Raw genomic sequence first — 19,308 nt, 5'->3', positions numbered from 1 at the left:
CAGGGGAAGTGCCCGGGCGCGGCGAAGCCAAGGAAAGAAAGGGTGGTCGCGCGCTCAGGACAGGCGTCAGCGACAGAAGATGTCGGCCACGCTGTGCGCGGCCACACCGAGGAGCGCCAGCTCTATGGCGGCGCTCGCGGCGGAGGTGTGGCGGTGCGACATGCGGAGAACAATTACCGATGATCGGACGGCTTGTCAACGAAGGAACGAGCCGCCCGACCACGCTGTTCGGTCAACTCCCGGGGTAGACCCAGGGGTTGGGCTTGCAGTGGATGTTGTCGATGTCGAGGGACTTCGTCTGCTGCTGCATGATCGGCGCGAGGGCTCCGGGGGTCTGGCAGCTGACGTGCCCGTGGCCGAGCCGGTGTCCCACCTCGTGGTTGATGAGCATCTGCCGGTAGGCGAGCATCTGGTCCGCGCCGTAGGTCTGCGAGCCCTGACCCCACCGGAAGGCGTTGATCATCACGCGCTCCGTGGACGCGGAGTCGCAGGAGACGTTGTCGATCGTGGTGTCGAGCCCGGACTTGGCGCACCAGACGCCGGTGGTCCCGGGGCTGGCCAGGGTGATCACGAACTCGGCCTCGCCGCCCGGCACCCGCTCGAAGGTCATCGCGTCCCCGTGGGACCAGCTGCGGGGGTCGTTGAGGGTGCGCTGCACGGCGTCGGCGAACAGCTGCGCGTCCATGCCGAGTCCCTGCTCCACGTCGACCCGGTAGCGCACCTTCTTCCCCTTGCCCGGGGCCTTGGCCACGCCGGGCACGGTGTCGAAGGCCCCCGGACCGGCGAGCTTCGCGTCGATGGGCAGCTGCTGCGCCATCTGCTGCTCGTACGTCGCCGGCTGCGCGGCCGCGGCCGGCGGGACGGAGGGGGTCGCGCGGCCGTCGGAGCGGGAGGCCGGGGAGCTGTCGGTCTGGGTGCGCTGCGGGGCGTCGTCCCCGGCGGCGCGGGCGGCGGTGTCGGAGTCGGAGTCGGCGGCGACCTGTCCGGCCACGACGACGGCGAGCACGGTGGTGACGGCCGCCGCGGCCATGCCGGTGTACGTACGGATCTTCGTGCCGCGGCCGCTCGCGGGCGCGGCGGCGTCCGGCTCGGCCTTGCGGGGTCCGGGCACCCGGCGGTGCGAACCGGTCGAGGTGAAGGGGTCGTGCGGGGCGGGCTCCGGCGCGGCACCGGCCACGGGGGTGCCGACGGCCGGGGTGGCGGTGCGCGGCGCCGACGGGGCGGCCGGGGCGGCTGCGGCGACGGACGCGGCCCGGGGGGTGCCGATGCGCGGGACGCCGCGCCAGTCGCCGTACACGTCGGCGGGCGCGGGGGCCGGGGCGGTGCCCCAGGCGCCGCCGTCCTCCCGGTGCCCGGGGTGGCCGGCGGGGCGGGCCGCGCTCGGGGGCGCGTACCCCTGGTGGACGACGGTCGGCTCGGCGGCCCCGTGCCCGTCGCCGGGCCACGGCCCCCCGTGCGGTGCGGGCGTCGGCTCGTACGGGTCGGGGGCGTACAGCCCGTCCCCGTAGGGGTCGGCCGCGTACCCCTGCGGCTCGTACGGCGCCTGCGGCGCCTCGGGCTCCGGCTGCGGACGGACCGGGGCCGAGCCCTTGCGACTATGTCGTCCCACGTCCTCAGCCCTTGCCGTCTTCGGTACTTCGGTCGGTTTCCCGCCCGGCGGTGTCGCGCAGCAGCTCCTGGAAGGCCGCCGCCACCACCTCGGGGTACTCCATCATCGCCACGTGCCCGGCCTCGGGCAGGCTCAGCAGCCGCGAACCGCGGAAGTGCGCGGCGGCCTTGCGCGCCATACGGTACGAGACCAGTTGGTCGCGCCCACCGTAGACGAGGAGGGTCGGCGCGAGCACGCGCTGCGCCTGGCTCCACAGTCCGTGTTGCCCGCCGAGGGTGTACGCGTCGACGATGCCCCGCGAGGAACGGCTCATCGCGTCCCAGAACCAGGGCAGCGCCATGCGCCGCTCCATCTCCTCGACGGCGGCGCGGAAGCCCTCCTGCGTCACCCGGGAGGGGTCCCCGTAACAGAGGTCCGTCACCCCCCGGGTGCGTTGTTCGGCCGTCAGCCCGACCGTGAGCCGGCCGAACAGCGCGGCCACGCCGGGCAGCGCCAGCAGGGCGGTGGGCACGGCCGACTTCTGCACGCGCAGCTCGGGCAGCGCGGGCGAGACGAGCGTCAGGGTCCGCACCAGGTCGGGCCGGACGGCCGCGACGCGGGTGGAGACGGCACCGCCGAGGGAGTTGCCGAAGAGGTGCACCGGGCCGCGGCCGGCGGCGTCGAGGTGGCGGATGACGGCGCGGGCGAGCGCGGTCACCGAGTAGTCCCGGTCGGCGGCCGGCGGGGACCAGCCGAATCCGGGCAGGTCCACGGCCTCGCCGTCGACGGTGCCGGCGAGCAGCTCCATGAGGGCCGACCAGTTCTGGGAGGAACCGCCGAGTCCGTGCACGAACAGCGCCGGCGGCAGCCCCTCCCGCAGCGGTGGCCGGAAACGTACGTTCATTTCCAGGCCCGGCAGTGCGACGGTGCGCAGCTGCTCCCCCTCGGCCACCCGGGCGGCACCCGTCTGGGAGGCCGCTCCGGCGGTGGACCGCACGCCCGGCGGCTCGGTCGAAGACATGGGCCAATGTTACGAGACGATCACGCCCGGCCCCTTGCGTTCGCTTGTGTTCGCGGTCACAGGACGTCTGGCGGCGCACTCCCGATCCTCCTAGGCTCGTAAGTGAGCACGAGCGAAGGCGAGGCGAGCGGAATGACTGTGGACCCCGCGGAGCCGGACACCTTCCGGGAGCGGTTCCGGGACGCCCTCGGCGCCGAGGCTCCGGAGGCGGACGCCGCCGAGCAGTACATCGAGATCCAGCCGCAGGAGGACGACCCGGTCGTCGGCCTGGACACGGGCGAGGCTCCGGAGGCGGACGCCGCGGAGCAGGCCCGGGTGGTCCCGCTGGACGAGGAGGACTACCGCTGACCGCCGCCGCCCCCGCTCCGACGGGCGCTGACCAGCGTGTCCGGCGTGTGTCCAAGCGGTCCGTACCGCGAGAAAACTCGGCTTGAACCCACCAGATCCGGTTACCGAAAAGTACGATGGCGGCGCGGCGCAGAGCGCACTGTGTTCTTAGAGAAAGTGGGAGGCGGCGTGACAGCCATCGAGCAGACCGAGGCAGCGCGTCCGCGGGGTACGCGGCTGCCGCGCCGTGCCCGGCGCAACCAGCTGCTGGGCGCGGCCCAGGAGGTTTTCGTCGCCCAGGGCTACCACGCGGCGGCGATGGACGACATCGCCGAGCGCGCCGGGGTCAGCAAGCCGGTGCTGTACCAGCACTTCCCCGGCAAGCTCGACCTGTACCTGGCGCTGCTGGACCAGCACTGCGAGAACCTGCTCTCGGCGGTGCGCGGGGCGCTGGAGTCCACGAGCGACAACAAGCTGCGCGTGGCGGCGACGATGGACGCCTACTTCGCGTACGTCGAGGACGAGGGCGGTGCGTTCCGGCTGGTCTTCGAGTCGGACCTGACGAACGAGCCGGCGGTGCGCGAGCGCGTGGACCGGGTCTCGCTCCAGTGCGCCGAGGCCATCTCGGACGTGATCGCCGAGGACACCGGCCTGTCGAAGGACGAGTCGATGCTGCTGGCGGTGGGCCTGGGCGGGGTCTCGCAGGTCGTGGCCCGGTACTGGCTCTCCAGCGAGAGCCCGGTGGCCCGTGACACGGCGGTGGGGCTGCTGACCTCGCTGGCGTGGCGCGGCATCGCCGGCTTCCCGCTGCACGGCACGGAGGCCTGACCGGCCCTGTTCGCTGCCAGCGTGTCCGCCGCGAGCCGATCGTGTCCCCTCTCCGGGCTAATGTGGACCGCGTACGGCGCGGCTGATCGCGCGAACCGGACCGTCGGAGGGACAAAGCCGTGGAGGTCAAGATCGGCGTGCAGCACGCACCCCGGGAGATCGTGCTGGAGAGCGACCTGAGCGCCGAGGAGCTGGAGGCCCTCGTGGCCGCCGCGCTGTCCGGTACGGCGCCGCTGCTGAGCCTGACCGACGTCAAGGGCCGCAAGGTCCTCGTGCCGTCCGACCGCCTGTCGTACGTCGACCTGGGCGAGCCGAGCGTGCGCAAGGTCGGTTTCGGGGCGCTCTGACGCTCTTCGAGGCACCTGGGAACGAAGGAAACGGCCCGGCGGATGGTTCCGCCGGGCCGTTTCCCTTTCTTCCGCTTCGGGTAGGACCGCAGTGACCCGGTTCGCCCCGACACATGGGAGAGACCAGATGCTGCTGATGGAGGCGCTCGGCTCCGGTCTGCTCGGCCTCGCCCTGGCCGGTCTCGCCTCGCGACTCCTCGCGACGCGCCTGCCCTCCACCAAAACGGTGCTGGTCAGCGGGGTGGTCGGCGCCCTGTTCGGGGCGTACCTGACGCACATGTCGCTGGGCCCGGGGCACAACACCCTGTTCGCGACGCTGCTGGGCGGCGTCGGCGTCTCGGCCGTCGTGCTGTCCCTGCTGCTGCGCCCCGCCACCGGCTCCGGGAGGTCCCCCCGGCGCGCTCCGTTTTCGCTCTCGTCGGGGGGCTGAGCGGGACTCGCGCGGCGCTTGAGCGGTGCCCGCGGGGGCGCGGCCGCCACGGGCCTCCGGGCCGGGGCGCCACCCCCGACCCATCCCGGCCCGGTAACCGCCCGGCCGGGCTCAGGCCGCGAGGCCCAGGGCGGCCATGCGCTTGGTGTGCGCCTTGGTGATCCGGGTGAACATCTCGCCGACCGCCGCCAGGTCGAAGCCGGCCGCCATCCCGTCGACGCCGCCGACCAGCATGGTGGACAGCGCGTCGCGCTCGGCGACCACGCGCTGCGCCTGCGAGAGGGCCTCGCCCATGAGCCGGCGGGCCCACAGCGCGAGCCGGCCGCCGCAGCGCGGGTCGGCCTCGATCGCGGCGCGGACCTTCTCGACGGCGAAGCCGCCGTGGCCGGTGTCGTCGAGGACGCCGACGACCAGGGCGCGGGTGTCGGTGTCGAGGTGGGTGGCGACCTCGCGGTAGAAGTCGCTGGCGATCGAGTCGCCGACGTAGGCCTTGACCAGGCCCTCCAGCCAGTCGGAGGGGGCGGTCTGGCGGTGGAAGTCGTCCACGCCCTTGGCGAAGGGCTCCATCGCGGCCGTCGGCTCGGCGTCGATCGCCGCGAGGCGGTCCCGGAGCCGCTCGAAGTGGTGGAATTCGGCGGAGGCCATCTTCGCCAGCTCTGCCTTGTCGGCCAGGCCGGGCGCGAGCTTCGCGTCCTCCGCCAGGCGCTCGAAGGCCGCGAGCTCCCCGTACGCCAGCGCGCCGAGCAGGTCCACGACGGCGGCGCGGTACTGGGGGGAGGCGGAGGCCGTCGCCCAGTCCTGGGCGGCGATGCCCTGCGGCTGCTCCTGGGCGTCGTCGGCGGGAGATGCGTTTTCTACGGTCGACATGCTCCGCACAATAGCCCGCCGAAAGGCCGCACAAGTCACCACACCTGCGCACCGTCCGCCCCGGTAAACACGCCTACCCGGTGAATTCACCCGACACACCTGCGCGATTCCGGGGTACAGTGGTAATGCGCCTGCCGAATACTCGGCGGGCCATCCGAATGAGGATGCCCGGTCGGTGGCCCGATCGGCTCCACCCGACCGCCCTCTGTGTGGTGGTGCGTCCATGCGCACCGATCCGCACGAGGGGCCCCCTCAGCGGCAGAAGCGCTTGAGCGAAGGCCAGTGGTCCCGCGCAGCTTTGTATGTACACAGCAGTACAGCAAGCCCGGCACGGTAGGACCCCCCTCGCCGCCTCGCGCCGCGTCTCACAGAAGAGGCAGCACCCTGACTACGTTCCGAGAACTCGGGATCTTTCCCGAGACCGCCGAGGCCCTGGAAGCCGTCGGCATCGTGTCCCCCTTCCCGATCCAGGAGATGACCCTCCCCGTCGCCCTCTCCGGCACGGACGTCATCGGCCAGGCGAAGACCGGAACCGGCAAGACGCTCGGTTTCGGCCTCCCGCTGCTGGAGCGGGTCGTCGTCCCCGCGGACGTCGAGGCCGGCCGGGCCAGGCCCGACCAGCTGACCGACGCCCCGCAGGCCCTCGTGGTGGTTCCGACCCGCGAGCTGTGCACCCAGGTCACCAACGACCTGCTGACCGCGGGCAAGGTCCGCAACGTCCGCGTCCTCGCCATATACGGCGGCCGCGCGTACGAGCCGCAGGTCGAGGCCCTCAAGAAGGGCGTCGACGTGATCGTCGGCACCCCGGGCCGCCTGCTGGACCTGGCCGGGCAGAAGAAGCTCGACCTGTCCCGCGTCAAGGCCCTCGTCCTGGACGAGGCCGACGAAATGCTCGACCTGGGCTTCCTGCCCGACGTCGAGAAGATCATGAACCTGCTTCCCGCGAAGCGCCAGACGATGCTGTTCTCGGCGACCATGCCGGGCGCGGTCATCGGCCTGGCCCGCCGCTACATGTCGCAGCCGACGCACATCCGCGCCGTCTCCGAGGACGGCGAGGGCGCCACCGTCGCCAACATCACGCAGCACGTCTTCCGCGCGCACAACATGGACAAGCCGGAGCTCGTCTCCCGCATCCTGCAGGCCGAGGGCCGCGGGCTCGCCATGATCTTCTGCCGCACCAAGCGCACGGCCGCCGACATCGCCGAGCAGCTGGAGCGGCGCGGCTTCGCCTCCGGCGCCGTCCACGGCGACCTGGGCCAGGGCGCCCGCGAGCAGGCGCTGCGCGCGTTCCGCAATGGCAAGGTCGACGTGCTGGTCTGCACCGACGTCGCCGCGCGCGGCATCGACGTCGAGGGCGTGACCCACGTCATCAACTACCAGACGCCCGAGGACGAGAAGACCTTCCTGCACCGCGTGGGCCGCACCGGCCGCGCGGGCAACAAGGGCACCGCCGTCACCCTGGTCGACTGGGACGACATCCCGCGCTGGCAGCTGATCAACAAGGCGCTGGAGCTCGACTTCCACGAGCCCGAGGAGACGTACTCCACGTCCCCGCACCTGTACGAGCAGCTGAACATCCCGGCCGGCACCAAGGGCATCCTGCCGCGCGCCGAGCGCACGCGGGCCGGCCTGAAGGCCGAGGAGCTGGAGGACCTGGGCGAGACCGGCGGGCGCGGTGGCCGTGGCGGCCGCGGCGCGGCTGCCGCCGCCGTGGTGACGGAGGAGCGCCCCGAGCGCACCCGTACGCCGCGCCAGCGCCGCCGTACCCGTGGCGGTGCCGACCTGGGCGACGGGGCGGGCGTCGAGTCCCCGGCCGTGGCCGAGGCCCCGGCCGCCGAGGCTCCCGCCGCCGACGAGGCGCGCCGCCCGCGCCGCCGCCGGACCCGCGTGACCGCTTCGGCCGTCGCCGCGGTGGCGGAGGCCGCCGTGGTCGAGGCCCCCGTGGCCGCGGCCCCCGTGGCCGTCGCCGCTCCGGTCGAGGCCGTGGCCGTGGCTCCGGCCGTGGTCGAGGAGGCCGCCCCGGCCAAGCCGAAGCGCACCCGGACCCGCAAGGCCGCCGCAGCGGTGGTCGAGGCCGTCGAGGCCCCGGTCGCGGAGGCCCCGGTCGCCGAGGCTCCGGTCGTGGTCGAGGAGGCCCCGGCCAAGCCGAAGCGGACGCGGACCCGCAAGGCCGCCGCCGTGGTGGAGGCTCCGGTCGCCGAGGCCCCGGTCGCCGAGGCCGCCCCGGTCAAGCCGCGCCGGGTCCCGACCCGCAAGGCCGTGGCCACCCCGATCCCCGACGTGGTCACCGGTGCGGTCACCGAGGCGCCCGCGCCCCGGCGCACCCGGTCCCGCAAGTCGGCCGCCGCGGCAGCGCCGGAGCCGGACTTCCAGATGGCCCCGCCGTCGGAGCCGGTCCGGACCACCCGCCGGTTCCGCTGACCCGGCCAGGCACCCGCCCGGTGAACGGCCCCGGTCCCCTTTCGAGGGGGCCGGGGCCGTTCCCGTATCCCCCGGCGGTGCTACGGGCCGGTAACCTCGGGCCATGAGCAAGCCGCCGCGCCTCACCCTGCCGCCCGCCGCCCGCGCGTACCGCCTGACCACCGCCCGCGGCGAGTTCGCCGTGCACGGGGCGGGTGAGCCCGTACGCGGAACGGCTCTGCTGGTCCCCGGGTACACGGGCAGCAAGGAGGACTTCATCGCCCTGCTGGAGCCGCTCGCGGCCGCCGGCTACCGGGTGGTCGCGGTCGACGGGCGCGGCCAGTACGAGACCCCGGGGCCGGTCGAGGAGTCCGCGTACGAGCTCCAGGAGCTGGCCCTCGACGTGCTGGCGCAGGCCGCGGCGCTGGCCGCCACGGGCCCGCTGCACCTGGTCGGGCACTCCCTCGGCGGGCTCGTCGCGCGCGCCGCGGTCCTGCGCGACGCCTCCCCCTTCGCCTCCCTCACCCTGATGAGCAGCGGGCCCGCCGCCATCGCGGAGGAGCAGCAGGCCCGTACGAAGCTGCTGGTCATGGCGCTGGAGGAGCTGCGCGACACTGCGCCTGATACCTGCATGGAGACCGTCTGGGCGGCGATGCGGGCCCAGGATCCGCAGGACGTGGAGCCGGACTCCCCCGAGCTCGCGGCGTTCCTGCACGAGCGCTGGCTGCGGACCGTGCCCGAGCAGCTGATCACCACCGGGCGGGTGCTGATCTCCGAGCCCGACCGGGTGGCGGAGCTGGCGGCGCTGCCGCTGCCGAAGCTGGTGCTGTCCGGGGTGGTCGACTACGCCTGGCCGGTGCCGCTGATGGACGAGATGGCCGTCCGACTGGCCGCTTCCCGTGTGGTGGTGGAGGGCGCCGAGCACTCCCCCAACGCGGAGAACCCGCAGGTCACAGCCCGTGCACTAGGGGATTTCTGGCGATCCTTGAGCGGCCGGTAGTTAGCTAAGGAAAAAATTTCCTTAGCGTAGGGAATGTTTCAGGCAGACCCCCCGTTGAACCCTGTGCAAGGAGAACACCGACGAAGGGAGAAGCCGTGCGCTTCGAGATTCTGCGCCTGGACGACGTCGACGGAACCGCCGTGGACAGCACCGTCGTGGACGCGGCCTCCGTCAACCGGATCGTGCAGCAGGCGGCCGCCATCGGCCAGCGCATCCTGATCCGACCGGCCGAGAGTGCGTCCTCCTGACGATTTCGCGAACGCCCCCGCACCGGACCGGTGCGGGGGCGTTCGTGCGTCCGGGGCGGGCGCGTGCACTCAGGCGCCGCGGACGACCTGGAGCACGCCGTTGATGATCTGCTGGACCGCGATGGCCGAGAGCATCATGCCGGCGAGGCGGGTGACCAGGACGACGCCGCCGTCCTTGATGACGCGGATGATCACCAGCGAGTAGCGCATCGTCAGCCACAGCACCACGTGCATGGCGGCGATCGCGGTCCACACGGAGAGCTGGCCGCCGAACCCGTCGGCCTTCTGCACGGCCAGGATGACGGACACGATCGCACCGGGACCGGCCAGCAGCGGCATGCCCAGCGGGACGAGCGCGACGTTGACGTCCTTGGTCTGCTTGGGCTCGTCGGTCTTGCCCGTGAGCAGGTCGAGCGCGATCAGCAGGAGCAGCAGACCACCGGCGATCATCAGCGCCGGGACGGAGACGTGCAGGTAGTCCAGGATCTGCTGGCCGCAGAGACCGAAGACGGCGATGACTCCGAAGGCCACGCAGACGGCCTGCCAGGCCATGCGGCGCTGGACCTTCGCGGGACGGCCGGAGGTCAGGGCGAGGAAGATCGGCGTGATCCCCGGGGGGTCCATAATCACAAAAAGCGTGAGAAAAAGGGATCCGAAGACGGCGAAATCAAACACAGTGATGCCTTGCAGTGAGGGGTGTTACCAAAAAGCGGGAGGGGGACGTGTGGGCGCGGCGCTTACGCGCGGGCGTCTCCACCGGCGCCGGGCACGGGGAAGGCCCCCGCCGCGCGGCGCGTGATCTCGCCGTAGATCTCGGGGTCGGTCGTGTACTCCCCGAGACGACAGGTCTTGCGGCTGCCGTGGTAGTCGCTGGAGCCGGTCGTCAGCAGACCGAGCTCCCCGGCCAGGCCGCGCAGCCGGGCGCGGGTGGCGGTGTCGTGGTCCATGTGGTCCACCTCGATGCCGTCGAGCCCGGCGGCCGCGAGCGCGGCTATCGCGGACTCGGGCACGCACTCGCCCCGCTTGACCGCGGCGGGGTGCGCGAACACGGTGACCCCGCCGGCCGCCTTCACCAGGCGGATGGCGTCGAAGGGGTCGAGCTCGTGCTTCTCCGCGTACGCGCGGCCGCCGTCGGCGAGCCAGTCCGCGGTGAACGCGTCGGACACCGTGGGGACGACGCCCAGCTCGACCATCGCGGTCGCGATGTGCGGGCGGCCGACCGAGCCGTTCCCCGCGATCCGGGCCACCTGCTCCCAGGTGACGCCGACACCGAGGTCCTGGAGCTTGCCCACCATCGCCTGCGCGCGGGGGGTCCGGTCGTCCCGTACGAGCTCCCGCTCACGGGCGAGCTCGGGCTCCTCCGGGTCGAACAGGTACGCCAGCATGTGCATGCCGACCCCGTCGAGCCGGCACGACAGCTCGGCACCGGTGACCAGCGTCAGCCCGGCGGGCAGCGCGGCGATCGCCTCGGCGTATCCCCCGACGGTGTCGTGGTCGGTCAGCGCGACCACGTCCAGCCCGGCCGCGGCGGCATTGCGCACCAGCTCGGCGGGGGTGTCGGTGCCGTCCGAAGCCGTGGAGTGCGCGTGCAGGTCGATGCGCACAGCCGGACTCCAGGGTTCACGCGGACGGGGGACACTCCAGGGTACCGCCCGCCGACGCCCGAATGATCCCGCCGGGCGGGGGTACGCAGTCTGCGGCGCGGGCCCGCCATCTCCCCCTCGACCCCCGTCGGCCGATCGGCGCCTGCCCACCCGCCTCCCTGGGTGCGGGTCGGGGGCCGGGTGGGCGGTACACCCCCGGGCGGTCTCAGAGCTGGTTGGGGGCTTCCCGTCAGTCCCATCGTCCTTCCGCGTCGGGCCGGCCTGTCAAGGGCGCTCCTTCGTCGCGTCGCTACGCGATGTCGCTTCGCTCCACCCTTGACAGACCGACCCGCCCCGGAAAGCCGAAAGACTGCCGGGAAACCCCCAAAGAAACGGCACGGTCCAGAGGAACAGGGACGGGTCTCTCATGGACCAGGCGAGGGGCCGGGCGCCGGCCCGCCAGGCAGTCGGGCCCTCAGATGTCGCGATTCCGGGCCAGGGGCGCGCCTACCTGCACGAGAGGTTGATCAGAGCGGCCTGCGGAGCCCCCAGGCGCAGCAGATCGCTACGCGCTCCTCATTTCTCGGCGTCCAGCGGACCATCTTGGGCTGATACCTGCAACAAATGCTGATCAGAGCGCTGCGGGAAGCCGCCAGGCGCGTCAGATCGCTACGCGCTCCTCTGGTCTCGGCGGCCGGAAGCCGTCTGGGGCTGGTCAGACCGTCAGCGCAATCAGGACTGCTCGCCCATGGCTGCGCGGAGCCAGTCCAGGGTGTCTTGGGCGAGGAGTTCGTCGGCGAGGCGCTGGGCGGTTTCAGTGGTCAGACGGCCGCGGCTGTTGTCGATCCAGCGTTGTGCGTTCGTGTGGCCCTGGGCCTTGTACTCGATGCCCTGGAGCATGCATTCCAGCTTGTCGGCGTCCCGGGCGCAGATCGATTCGGGTGTTTCCTTGGCCTCGTACTCCGCTACGAGGTCCTGGATGGTTGCGGCGAGGAGATCGGGCATGCCGGCCGTCTGGTCGGCCGTGATCGCGGCGGGGTCGGCGGAAGGGGAGTACTTCTTGCCCAGGTGGTTCACGTCGCCGCTGCGGGTTTCCTGGGTGTCGTGCCACACGGCGAGGAAGGCTGCGCGGGCCGGGTCGGCGCCCTCCAGTTTGGCGATGACGGAGGCGATCAGGGATGTGCGCCAGGAGTGTTCGGCCACGCTCTCGGGGCTGTTGACGCCCGCCATCCACCAGCCCGTGCGGCGGGCGTTCTTGAGCGTTCCGGCTTCATAGAGGAAGTGGGCCACCGCGGACAGGTCGTCAGCCACGTCTGTCTCCTTCTCACGCCTCGGCGAGGCGGATCGCGTACCGAATGCCTTCGAGCTCCCGACGCGCTCCGGTCGAGGGCTCGGTGCCATCCAACAGCACGGGCATCCGGGCCCGCAGGTCTCGGGCAGTGGAAGTGGCTGTCTTCAGGAGGCTGGGACGGGCCGCCAGGAGTGCCCAGAGGGTGTGCACGTTCAGGTCGAAGTAGCCGTGTTGTGGCCTGAGCCCTTTCACCAAGTGCTTGAAGAGCTTGTGTCCTTGCCAGGAGGTGGGATCGCTCTCCACGATGAAATCGTCGGAGAGCTGGGGGTGCGCTGCCTCCCCGATCCAGTACGCCCAGTAATTCAGGTTTGCGGTTTCGCCCAGGTCATCGCCTTCGAGCGTGGTGGAGACGAAGTGCCCCAGGCGCTCTCGATCACCTTGACGCGCCGCGACGGTGGCCACGGAGCGGGCATTGAGCCAACCGGTGAGCCAGTCGTCGGGCCGCTCCGTCTTCTGCTGCTGCATCAGCCAGTCGACGGTGTCCGCCGCCTGGTCGTAGCCGGCTAGGTACAGGGCTTGGCGGCGCAGCAGGAACTGATCGGCGGCACGGGCCTCTTCGGCTGTCGTGCGCAGATACTGGAAGAACTGGGTGCGTTCTGCCGCACCCAACTCGGGCCCGCTTGGCACAGGGCCTCGCCGGGAGCGAGTCGAAGGCGGCAGTGCACGCATGGACTCCGGCGCTTCTCCGTTCAAGGGCCAGGCCAGGACTTCCACCAGGTCGCGTTGCATGACCCACGAGCCGAGAGGGCTGATGTCGGCCGGCTCATCCCCTGCGAGGGCGCTCAGCAGCAGGACGTCTGCCTCCATCGCCCTTTCCAGAGCGGCGAGTAGCGCTGCCGGAGTTCCCATGTGCATGAGCCGATGACGGTGCCCGAGCATCTGACCGACAGAGAGAGCCGTGAGCGGACGTCTGCCGGACTCCCATCCCGCGATGGCGTCCGTCGAGAGGTGAAAGGCCTCCGCGAGGCTCTCCTGCGTGTGACCGAGCTGCTCCCGGATGACCCGGAAGACATACCCGGAAACCGTTCCGAGACGGCTGGGCCGTCGACTTCCCGGACTGCTGGTCAGGGTGGAGCGCCCCTTGCCGACCACAGCACCTCCCCGCCCTCGGATTCCTCACCGAATACCCGTACCGACGGTCACTTCGACCGGCAGGGCGACGTACCTACGCTCGTAAGCACAGTGACAAGCAGACCACTCAGCGTAGCGACATGGGGCCGTCTTGAACGCAGCAGAGAAGAACGCCGTCGGCTCGGAGCCGCCGGGCGGCAAGCGTCTTTTCGCCTCCTGGCCGGAGCCGAGGCGCGTTTCCGCACCCAGTCCGGAGCTTCTCGCCCGAGCGCGCGCCGGGTGGGAGCGCTTCGTCGATTCCATCGAGGAGGACGTGGATGAGTGAGTGCTACGAGTACGTCCCGCACAGGCTGCTTCGCCGTCGGGTGCGCGACATCGCCTCGGGTACCGAGGGCGTGCTGATGGCGGTGGTCAACGAGAACGTCTCCGACACCGGCATCGAACGCTGGATGGAGCTCGCCTACATCCGCAACGCCTCCGGCCGCGAGTTCACCACCGCCGTCACCAACATCGAGCCCACGGTGGACCGGTGACGCTCCCGGCTGGGGACTGGCACTGCTAGGCCTCCTTCGGCCGCCTTCCTGCCCGCTGGGTGAGCCCAGCGCCTGGGACCCCCGGCCGACCGTGCATCACCAGGACTACGGCGGGGCGGTTCCTGCACCGCCGAACACCGAGATGGAGGAACCACCGGATGACTACCACCACCAGGGACGCCCGCACGCTCGTCACCCCCGAGGAGTTCGCCGGCGTCGTAGCGACCGTCGCCAGCACCAACCCCGACATGTCGCAGGCCAACGCCGCGCGGATCACCGAGGAAGGGCTGAAGTTCGTCGCGGCCGCGGCGGTCTTCCCCGGCAACATGCGCCCGTCGAGGACCGTGGACGAGGGCTGGCACGCCCTCATCCTCCACACCACGGCGTATGCCCGTCTATGCGCCCGCCTCGGCCGGTTCGTCCACCACCTGCCTGAGCTGCCCGACCCGAGCCGGTACGCCCCGGGCGCCCTCGACCACACTCTCGCCCGCATCCGCGAGGCCGGGTTCGAACCGGACATGGAGCTGTGGACCAGCCCCCTGAAGGGCATCCCGGTCAGCGCGAACTGCCAGCACGACAACCAGTGCGCCGACGGGAACTGCGAGGCGAACTGCCGTGCGGACCACCCGAACTAGGCACTCCGCGCTACGCTGACGGGCTATGACCGCGTGGGAGAGCCCTGACTACGGGCCATTGATCAACCACCTCCAGGCCCTGCGACGGCAGGGCAGGGTCCCAGGTCGGAGAGACGTGACCACGGGCCGCGGCTGCGGGGGCTGCCGCGGGCTCCAGCGGACGATCCTCGTCGACGGGGAGCACCGCATCGTCTACAGCGAACCCTGCCTCGCATGCCGCGGGGGCGGCACGACCGAGAAGGCCGACCTCCCCGCCTGACCCAGTGGTGGACCAGCCCCGGACGGCCGTCAGTCGCCGAGACCAGAGAAGCGCGTAGCGATCTTCCGCGCCAGACCGCTCCCAACAGCGCTCTGATCAACATTTGATGCAGGTATCAGCCCAAGGCGGTCGCCGGACGCTGAGAAATGAGGAGCGCGTAGCGATCTGTCGCGCTTGGGTGGTGCGCAGGCCGCTCCGATCAAGCTCTCGTGCGGGTAGTCGCGCCCCTGGCCCGGAATCATGGATCTGGGGCTCGGATGCCCGGCGGGCCGGGGCCCGGCCCCTCGCCTCATCGCTGAGAGACCCGTCCCTTGATCATGGACCGTGCCGTTTCTTTGGGGGTTTCCCGGCAGTCTTTCGGCTTTCCGGGGCGGGTCGGTCTGTCAAGGGTCGCCGAAGGCGATCGCGTAGCGACGCGACCGAAGGGAGCGCCCTTGACAGGCCGGCACGAACCGGAAGGACGATGGGACTGACGGGAAGCCCCCAACCCTCCCTGATCCGGTCCAGGGGGCTACCGCCCCCAGCCGACCCACCCGCACCCAGGGAGGCGGGTGGGCAGGCGCCGATCGGCGGCCGGGGGTCGAGGGGGAGATGGCGGGCCCGCGCCGCAGGCTGCGTACCCCCGCCCCTACCCCTACCCCTACCCCAGGATCCGCGGGCTCAGCGCCCCGCAAGGCAGCAGCTCTACCTCCGCGCCCGCGTCGCGGAGGTCGGTGAGGACGAGTTCGTCGTACATGAGGAGGCCCGTCTGTTCCGGCCAGACGATGGCCCACAGCCACAGGCCGCGGGCCTCGCCCGCGAAGACGGCGCGGTCGTCCGGGGCTCCCGAGACGTGCCACAGCGGGGTGGGGCGGCCCGCGGCGACGACCTTGGCGTGCGGCGGGGAGGAGACGTTGATGTAGGGGCCCGGGTCGGGGGCGTCGATGCCGGCGAAGCGGGAGCCGAGGCCGACGCCGAGCTCCTCCGCGATCAGCAGCAGCTCCCCCAGTCCGCCGAGCGGCCCCGGGCCGGTGCAGGCCACGGCGGTGGCGCGGCCGCCGCTGCGGTCGTCACCGGCGCTCGCGACGCCGGTGAACAGCCAGCCGACCGGCAGCGGCCACGGCATCCACACGGGGACGTTCGCCCGGTTGACGACGACCTCCAGCCCTTCGACGCTGGGCGGGATCACAGGCTGTAGCGGGTGGACGGCGCCGTGCACCGCGCACTGCCAGGAGTCGGAGAAGAGGCCGGGCGCGCGGACCCGGCCACCGCACTTCGGGCAACTCGGTTCGCCCCTCATAGGAAGCACGCTCCTCCCCGCCCGGCGCGCCGTCAAGACACGATCACCCGTCCGGGCTCAGTCCAGTGCGACGGCCGTACGGAGAGGGTCCCGCAGATCGGTGCCGCGCGCGAGCCAGCGCTCCTGGAGCGCGGCCGCGCCGTGCACCCGCTTCCAGGCGGCCTCGTTCGCCGTCATGGGGAGCAGCGGGAGGAAGCGGACGGGGTCCATGGGCTCGTCGAGCTCCAGGTCCTCGACCAGTCCGCCGGGCTCGGCGACGAGGACGGAGCTGAACGGGGCCCCGTCCCAGAGCGGTTCGCCGACGTCGAGGGAGGCGCCGGGGGCGACGATCAGCCCCTCGACCATCGGGGAGGCCGCCAGGACGGCGAGCGGCCGGAGCAGCTTGTCGGTGGGTGCGAGGCCCGCCCGTACGGTCAGTACGAGTTCGGCGCGCGGGCCGCGCACCGGGTCGGCGACGACGGCGGTGGGGTCGGTCATCGGGTGGGCGGACATGCCGAGGGTGGCGTACCGGACGAGGTCGCCGTCGGCGAAGCGGAGGACTTCGATGCGGTCGGTGCCGAGGAAGGTGACGGAGGCGCGGGCGTCGGGTTCGCCGAGCGTGCTGCGCAGCCGGGCTTCGACGAGGGCCAGAATTTCTGCCATGGAGCGAGCATAGAACTCGTATCCGCCGGGTAAAGGGCGGGTCTTGACCATCCGTCGGCTGATAGTGTTGACAGCTGGTCGGGGCCGCACTCAGAAGAGTTGTTTCAGGGCTCCGGCGACAGGACGTCCCTCACGGGGGACCGGCCGGAGGAGGTGGGGCTGCGATGGATCGAAGTCGATCGTGCAGTACCAATCGCTCTTCGGCGTCCGTCAAGGGCGGCTCCGGCCACCTTTGATCTTCTGATCAGCAGAAGAGCGACGGCAGAACTTTGTCCTCCCGTCCTGTTTTCCCTCGGCCGGCCCCGGGCTGCCCGCCCCCGTCCGCAGAGGGTCTCCCACCCGTACGGTCCGCAGCCGTGCGCGAGAAGGAGCCTGCCATGTCGATGCTGCCCTACCTCCGTGCCGCCGTCCGTCCGGCACTGCGCAGGTCCACCCCCGTACAGCCCGGCTACGACGCCACCCGCGACCCCTCCGCCAACAGTGCGGTGGTCGACTGCGCCGTGTACCGCGACGGGCGGCGCGCGCAGGGGGACTGCCTGACGCCCCGTGAGGCCCTGCGCCGGGTCCGCGAGGACGGCGGGTTCGCCTGGATCGGGCTGCACGAGCCCACCCACGACGAGTTCGCGGGGATCGCCGCCACCTTCGGGCTGCACCCGCTCGCCGTGGAGGACGCGGTGCACGCGCACCAGCGGCCGAAGCTGGAGCGGTACGACGAGACCCTCTTCACGGTCTTCAAGACGATCCACTACGTGGAGCACGCCGAACTCACGGCGACCAGCGAGGTGGTGGAGACGGGCGAGGTGATGTGCTTCACGGGCCCCGACTTCGTCATCACCGTCCGGCACGGCGGCCAGGGGTCCCTGCGGAGTCTGCGGCACCGCCTCCAGGACGACCCGGAGCTGCTGTCGCGGGGCCCCTCGGCGGTGCTGCACTCGATCGCCGACCACGTGGTCGACGGGTACATCGCGGTGGCGGCGGCCGTGCAGGACGACATCGACGAGGTGGAGAGCGCGGTGTTCGCCGCCCCGGCGAAGGGGGTGGCCCGGGGAGGTGACGCGGGCCGGATCTACCAGCTGAAGCGCGAGGTGCTGGAGTTCAAGCGGGCGGTGTCGCCGCTGCTGCGGCCGATGGAGCTGCTGAGCGAGCGGCCGATGCGGCTGGTGGACCCGGACATCCAGAAGTACTTCCGGGACGTGGCCGACCACCTGGCCCGGGTGCACGAGCAGGTGATCGGTTTCGACGAGCTGCTGAACTCCATCCTCCAGGCGAACCTGGCGCAGGCCTCCGTCGCGCAGAACGAGGACATGCGCAAGATCACCTCCTGGGCGGCGATCATCGCCGTGCCGACGATGATCTGCGGCGTGTACGGGATGAACTTCGACCACATGCCGGAGCTGCACTGGAAGTACGGCTACCCCCTGGTGATGGCCGCGATCGTCGGCAGCTGTTTCGCCATCCACCGCACGCTGCGGCGCAACGGCTGGCTGTAGCGGCTGGCTGTAGCCGCCGGGAGCGCACCGCCTACGCTGTGCGCATGACTCTCAGCGCGCTCGACCTGGCCCTCGTCGAGGAGGCCTCCAAGAAGTCCGGCCTGATCTGGGTCCGCGGCACCGGTGCGGACCGGGCCCTGTGGCACGCCTGGGTGGACGGCGCCGCGCACGTCCTCGGCGACGGCCCCGGCGAGCAGCCCTTCCCCGGGCTCACCGACGGCGCCTCGGCTGAGGTGACCGTGCGCAGCAAGGACAAGGGCGGCCGGCTCGTGGCGTGGACCGCGGCCGTACGGGAGCTCGTGCCCGGCAGCGAGTCCTGGGAGGCCGCCGTCGCCGAGCTGAAGGGCAAGCGGCTGAACGCGCCCGACTCGGAGCAGATGACGGAGCGCTGGGCGCGCGAGTGCCGGCTGCTGCGCCTGGAGCCGGTGGCGGTGGCCGACGGGCTGCCGACCGGTTCGCTGGCGGCGCGGCCGGTGGGCTCCCCGGCCGTGACCCGCAGGCCGGTCCCGGCGGGCCTGCCGAAGCTGCTGCTGAAGCGGAAGAAGAAGGCCCGGGACTAGGAGAAGGCCCGGGGCTAGGGGGTGCCGGTGCCCGTGCCGGGGTCCGAGCCCTGGCCGGAGGACTTCGACGGCACCGGGGTGCCGGTGGGGGCGGGGCCGCCCTTGCCGTCCTTGGTGGTCGGGAGCTGGCTGCCGTAGTCCACGGTCTGGTCCTGGGCGGGTGCCTCCAGCGGGAAGGGCTTGCCCCACTCGGACAGTTCCACCCGGCCGGCGCCGCCCGCGCGTTCCATCAGCAGCGGGTACGGGGTGCCCTCCAGGGACACCGACAGCTTGCCGCCCTTGCCGGCGTCCGCCGAGACGGGGACCGCCTTGGTGTGCCCGACGGTGGTGTAGGCGCCCTTGGTGAGCGTGCCCTGGAGGCCGAGCAGGCCGTCGAGCAGGACGTGCATGTCCGTGAACCCGCGGAACTGCTTGTAGGAGGGGTCGCCCTCGGGGACCTTCACGTACTTGTCGCCGAGCTTGCCCGCCGAGTCGGACTTCCCCCAGAAGGCGGCGCTGGCCTTCAGGTACAGCTGTTCGCCGACCCGCAGCAGCTGGAAGGTGTCCTCGGCGGACTTGACCTCGCCGGAGCCGCCGTCCGACTTCAGCTTCATGTCGAGGGTGAAGGTCTTGCCGCCGGTGACGAGCGTGCCCGCCAGGTGGACGGAGTTCGCGGCGGTCGCGGCGGCCTTCGCCTGGCCCTCGATCTTGTCGGCGGTGAGCTTGCCGACGCCGTTCGTGCCCTTGTCGGGGTCCTTCTTCTCCGCGCATCCCGTCCCGGCGACGGCGAGGCCCGCGCAGAGGGCACCGATGAAGGCGGCCCGGCGCAGCCGTACGGCGGGGGTGTGGGCGGTCACGGGCGGGTGCCTT

The 19,308-nt window shown here is 71.9% G+C and carries 24 protein-coding genes; 13 read left to right on the top strand and 11 right to left on the bottom strand.

Features of this window, described 5'->3' with window-relative positions; genetic code table 11:
- Positions 1 to 66: 66 nt before the first annotated feature.
- From ACIPW5_RS15115 to ACIPW5_RS15105, 3 genes are all read right to left on the bottom strand, one after another.
- Entirely contained in the window at positions 67 to 162 is a 96-nt protein-coding gene (locus ACIPW5_RS15115) for an Ms4533A family Cys-rich leader peptide (protein ID WP_312847459.1), read from the bottom strand.
- Positions 163 to 232: 70 nt separating this feature from the next.
- A complete protein-coding gene (locus ACIPW5_RS15110; protein WP_401244729.1) occupies positions 233 to 1,609 on the bottom strand; it encodes a DUF3152 domain-containing protein in 1,377 nt (458 codons plus the stop codon).
- 4 nt (positions 1,610 to 1,613) lie between these two features.
- Positions 1,614 to 2,609 carry an alpha/beta fold hydrolase gene (locus tag ACIPW5_RS15105; protein ID WP_401244728.1) on the bottom strand — a complete coding sequence of 332 codons (996 nt, stop codon included), beginning with the start codon at positions 2,607 to 2,609 and terminating at the stop codon, positions 1,614 to 1,616.
- A 132-nt stretch (positions 2,610 to 2,741) separates the two neighbouring features.
- On the opposite strand from ACIPW5_RS15105, the gene ACIPW5_RS15100 reads away from it, so the two are divergent.
- The 4 genes from ACIPW5_RS15100 to ACIPW5_RS15085 all read left to right on the top strand — a co-directional run bounded on the left by ACIPW5_RS15100 (position 2,742) and on the right by ACIPW5_RS15085 (position 4,541).
- Entirely contained in the window at positions 2,742 to 2,957 is a 216-nt protein-coding gene (locus ACIPW5_RS15100) for a hypothetical protein (protein WP_401244727.1), read from the top strand.
- A 168-nt stretch (positions 2,958 to 3,125) separates the two neighbouring features.
- Entirely contained in the window at positions 3,126 to 3,764 is a 639-nt protein-coding gene (locus ACIPW5_RS15095; RefSeq protein WP_401244726.1) for a TetR family transcriptional regulator, read from the top strand.
- A 119-nt stretch (positions 3,765 to 3,883) separates the two neighbouring features.
- The gene (locus ACIPW5_RS15090) at positions 3,884 to 4,111 is read left to right on the top strand and encodes a DUF3107 domain-containing protein (RefSeq protein ID WP_125822418.1); all 228 of its coding nucleotides are present in this window, start codon (positions 3,884 to 3,886) and stop codon (positions 4,109 to 4,111) included.
- Positions 4,112 to 4,238: 127 nt separating this feature from the next.
- Complete coding sequence (locus tag ACIPW5_RS15085; RefSeq protein ID WP_401244725.1) at positions 4,239 to 4,541, top strand: hypothetical protein; 303 nt, start codon at positions 4,239 to 4,241, stop codon at positions 4,539 to 4,541.
- Between the two features lie 111 nt (positions 4,542 to 4,652).
- On the opposite strand, the gene ACIPW5_RS15080 is transcribed toward ACIPW5_RS15085, so the two are convergent.
- Positions 4,653 to 5,408 (bottom strand): ferritin-like fold-containing protein, encoded by a 756-nt coding sequence (locus ACIPW5_RS15080; RefSeq protein ID WP_401244724.1) that lies wholly within the window; start codon positions 5,406 to 5,408, stop codon positions 4,653 to 4,655.
- A gap of 450 nt (positions 5,409 to 5,858) precedes the next feature.
- Here ACIPW5_RS15080 and ACIPW5_RS15075 point away from each other — a divergent pair, with 450 nt between their 5' ends.
- The 3 genes from ACIPW5_RS15075 (at position 5,859) to ACIPW5_RS15065 (ending at position 9,056) form a co-directional block, all read left to right on the top strand.
- Positions 5,859 to 7,829, top strand: a complete 1,971-nt coding sequence (locus ACIPW5_RS15075) for a DEAD/DEAH box helicase (protein ID WP_401244723.1) — start codon at positions 5,859 to 5,861, stop codon at positions 7,827 to 7,829.
- Positions 7,830 to 7,932: 103 nt separating this feature from the next.
- A complete protein-coding gene (locus tag ACIPW5_RS15070; protein ID WP_401244722.1) occupies positions 7,933 to 8,808 on the top strand; it encodes an alpha/beta fold hydrolase in 876 nt (291 codons plus the stop codon).
- A 95-nt stretch (positions 8,809 to 8,903) separates the two neighbouring features.
- A complete protein-coding gene (locus ACIPW5_RS15065; RefSeq protein WP_007266367.1) occupies positions 8,904 to 9,056 on the top strand; it encodes a hypothetical protein in 153 nt (50 codons plus the stop codon).
- 69 nt (positions 9,057 to 9,125) lie between these two features.
- Here ACIPW5_RS15065 and ACIPW5_RS15060 read toward each other — a convergent pair whose 3' ends face one another.
- The 4 genes from ACIPW5_RS15060 to ACIPW5_RS15045 form a co-directional block, all read right to left on the bottom strand.
- Positions 9,126 to 9,731, bottom strand: coding sequence for a MarC family protein (locus tag ACIPW5_RS15060; RefSeq protein ID WP_125818120.1), 606 nt, complete (start codon positions 9,729 to 9,731; stop codon positions 9,126 to 9,128).
- A 62-nt stretch (positions 9,732 to 9,793) separates the two neighbouring features.
- The gene (locus ACIPW5_RS15055) at positions 9,794 to 10,660 is read right to left on the bottom strand and encodes a PHP domain-containing protein (RefSeq protein ID WP_401244721.1); all 867 of its coding nucleotides are present in this window, start codon (positions 10,658 to 10,660) and stop codon (positions 9,794 to 9,796) included.
- Between the two features lie 711 nt (positions 10,661 to 11,371).
- Positions 11,372 to 11,950 carry an HD family hydrolase gene (locus ACIPW5_RS15050; RefSeq protein WP_401244720.1) on the bottom strand — a complete coding sequence of 193 codons (579 nt, stop codon included), beginning with the start codon at positions 11,948 to 11,950 and terminating at the stop codon, positions 11,372 to 11,374.
- A 13-nt stretch (positions 11,951 to 11,963) separates the two neighbouring features.
- Positions 11,964 to 13,082: a helix-turn-helix domain-containing protein gene (locus ACIPW5_RS15045; RefSeq protein ID WP_401244719.1), complete on the bottom strand. Its 1,119-nt coding sequence runs from the start codon at positions 13,080 to 13,082 to the stop codon at positions 11,964 to 11,966.
- Positions 13,083 to 13,212: 130 nt separating this feature from the next.
- Between ACIPW5_RS15045 and ACIPW5_RS15040 the strand changes: the two genes are divergently transcribed.
- From ACIPW5_RS15040 to ACIPW5_RS15025, 4 genes are all read left to right on the top strand, one after another.
- The gene (locus tag ACIPW5_RS15040) at positions 13,213 to 13,386 is read left to right on the top strand and encodes a hypothetical protein (protein WP_401244718.1); all 174 of its coding nucleotides are present in this window, start codon (positions 13,213 to 13,215) and stop codon (positions 13,384 to 13,386) included.
- Positions 13,379 to 13,594, top strand: a complete 216-nt coding sequence (locus ACIPW5_RS15035) for a hypothetical protein (protein WP_401244717.1) — start codon at positions 13,379 to 13,381, stop codon at positions 13,592 to 13,594. The genes ACIPW5_RS15040 and ACIPW5_RS15035 overlap by 8 nt, the downstream gene beginning before the upstream one ends.
- A 158-nt stretch (positions 13,595 to 13,752) precedes the next feature.
- Positions 13,753 to 14,229 carry a glycine-rich domain-containing protein gene (locus ACIPW5_RS15030; protein ID WP_401244716.1) on the top strand — a complete coding sequence of 159 codons (477 nt, stop codon included), beginning with the start codon at positions 13,753 to 13,755 and terminating at the stop codon, positions 14,227 to 14,229.
- Positions 14,230 to 14,344: 115 nt separating this feature from the next.
- Positions 14,345 to 14,488, top strand: a complete 144-nt coding sequence (locus tag ACIPW5_RS15025) for a hypothetical protein (RefSeq protein ID WP_401244715.1) — start codon at positions 14,345 to 14,347, stop codon at positions 14,486 to 14,488.
- Positions 14,489 to 15,128: 640 nt separating this feature from the next.
- Here ACIPW5_RS15025 and ACIPW5_RS15020 read toward each other — a convergent pair.
- Both ACIPW5_RS15020 and ACIPW5_RS15015 read right to left on the bottom strand, forming a co-directional pair.
- On the bottom strand, positions 15,129 to 15,767 hold the full coding sequence (locus ACIPW5_RS15020; RefSeq protein WP_401244714.1) for a DUF6758 family protein: 639 nt from the start codon (positions 15,765 to 15,767) through the stop codon (positions 15,129 to 15,131).
- 57 nt (positions 15,768 to 15,824) lie between these two features.
- Positions 15,825 to 16,409: a suppressor of fused domain protein gene (locus tag ACIPW5_RS15015; RefSeq protein ID WP_401244713.1), complete on the bottom strand. Its 585-nt coding sequence runs from the start codon at positions 16,407 to 16,409 to the stop codon at positions 15,825 to 15,827.
- Between the two features lie 377 nt (positions 16,410 to 16,786).
- Between ACIPW5_RS15015 and ACIPW5_RS15010 the strand changes: the two genes are divergently transcribed.
- Positions 16,787 to 17,899 (top strand): magnesium and cobalt transport protein CorA, encoded by a 1,113-nt coding sequence (locus ACIPW5_RS15010; protein WP_401244712.1) that lies wholly within the window; start codon positions 16,787 to 16,789, stop codon positions 17,897 to 17,899.
- Positions 17,900 to 17,943: 44 nt separating this feature from the next.
- The gene (locus tag ACIPW5_RS15005) at positions 17,944 to 18,459 is read left to right on the top strand and encodes a hypothetical protein (RefSeq protein WP_401244711.1); all 516 of its coding nucleotides are present in this window, start codon (positions 17,944 to 17,946) and stop codon (positions 18,457 to 18,459) included.
- Positions 18,460 to 18,473: 14 nt separating this feature from the next.
- Here the strand turns inward: ACIPW5_RS15005 and ACIPW5_RS15000 are convergent, their stop codons facing one another.
- Entirely contained in the window at positions 18,474 to 19,295 is an 822-nt protein-coding gene (locus ACIPW5_RS15000; protein ID WP_401244710.1) for a hypothetical protein, read from the bottom strand.
- Positions 19,296 to 19,308 lie beyond the last annotated feature (13 nt).

This window comes from Streptomyces sp. NPDC090077 (assembly GCF_044747545.1).
Lineage (GTDB): Bacteria > Actinomycetota > Actinomycetes > Streptomycetales > Streptomycetaceae > Streptomyces.
This window is presented reverse-complemented; position numbering and strand designations above follow the sequence as displayed.

Coding starts and splice junctions, on each gene's coding strand:
- ACIPW5_RS15035 (WP_401244717.1), top strand. CDS start 13,379: ATGAGTGAGTGCTACGAGTACGTCCCGCACAGGCTGCTTCGCCGTCGG.
- ACIPW5_RS15115 (WP_312847459.1), bottom strand. CDS start 162: ATGTCGCACCGCCACACCTCCGCCGCGAGCGCCGCCATAGAGCTGGCG.
- ACIPW5_RS15105 (WP_401244728.1), bottom strand. CDS start 2,609: ATGTCTTCGACCGAGCCGCCGGGCGTGCGGTCCACCGCCGGAGCGGCC.
- ACIPW5_RS15020 (WP_401244714.1), bottom strand. CDS start 15,767: ATGAGGGGCGAACCGAGTTGCCCGAAGTGCGGTGGCCGGGTCCGCGCG.
- ACIPW5_RS15085 (WP_401244725.1), top strand. CDS start 4,239: ATGCTGCTGATGGAGGCGCTCGGCTCCGGTCTGCTCGGCCTCGCCCTG.
- ACIPW5_RS15080 (WP_401244724.1), bottom strand. CDS start 5,408: ATGTCGACCGTAGAAAACGCATCTCCCGCCGACGACGCCCAGGAGCAG.
- ACIPW5_RS15005 (WP_401244711.1), top strand. CDS start 17,944: ATGACTCTCAGCGCGCTCGACCTGGCCCTCGTCGAGGAGGCCTCCAAG.
- ACIPW5_RS15070 (WP_401244722.1), top strand. CDS start 7,933: ATGAGCAAGCCGCCGCGCCTCACCCTGCCGCCCGCCGCCCGCGCGTAC.
- ACIPW5_RS15010 (WP_401244712.1), top strand. CDS start 16,787: ATGTCGATGCTGCCCTACCTCCGTGCCGCCGTCCGTCCGGCACTGCGC.
- ACIPW5_RS15015 (WP_401244713.1), bottom strand. CDS start 16,409: ATGGCAGAAATTCTGGCCCTCGTCGAAGCCCGGCTGCGCAGCACGCTC.
- ACIPW5_RS15030 (WP_401244716.1), top strand. CDS start 13,753: ATGACTACCACCACCAGGGACGCCCGCACGCTCGTCACCCCCGAGGAG.
- ACIPW5_RS15100 (WP_401244727.1), top strand. CDS start 2,742: ATGACTGTGGACCCCGCGGAGCCGGACACCTTCCGGGAGCGGTTCCGG.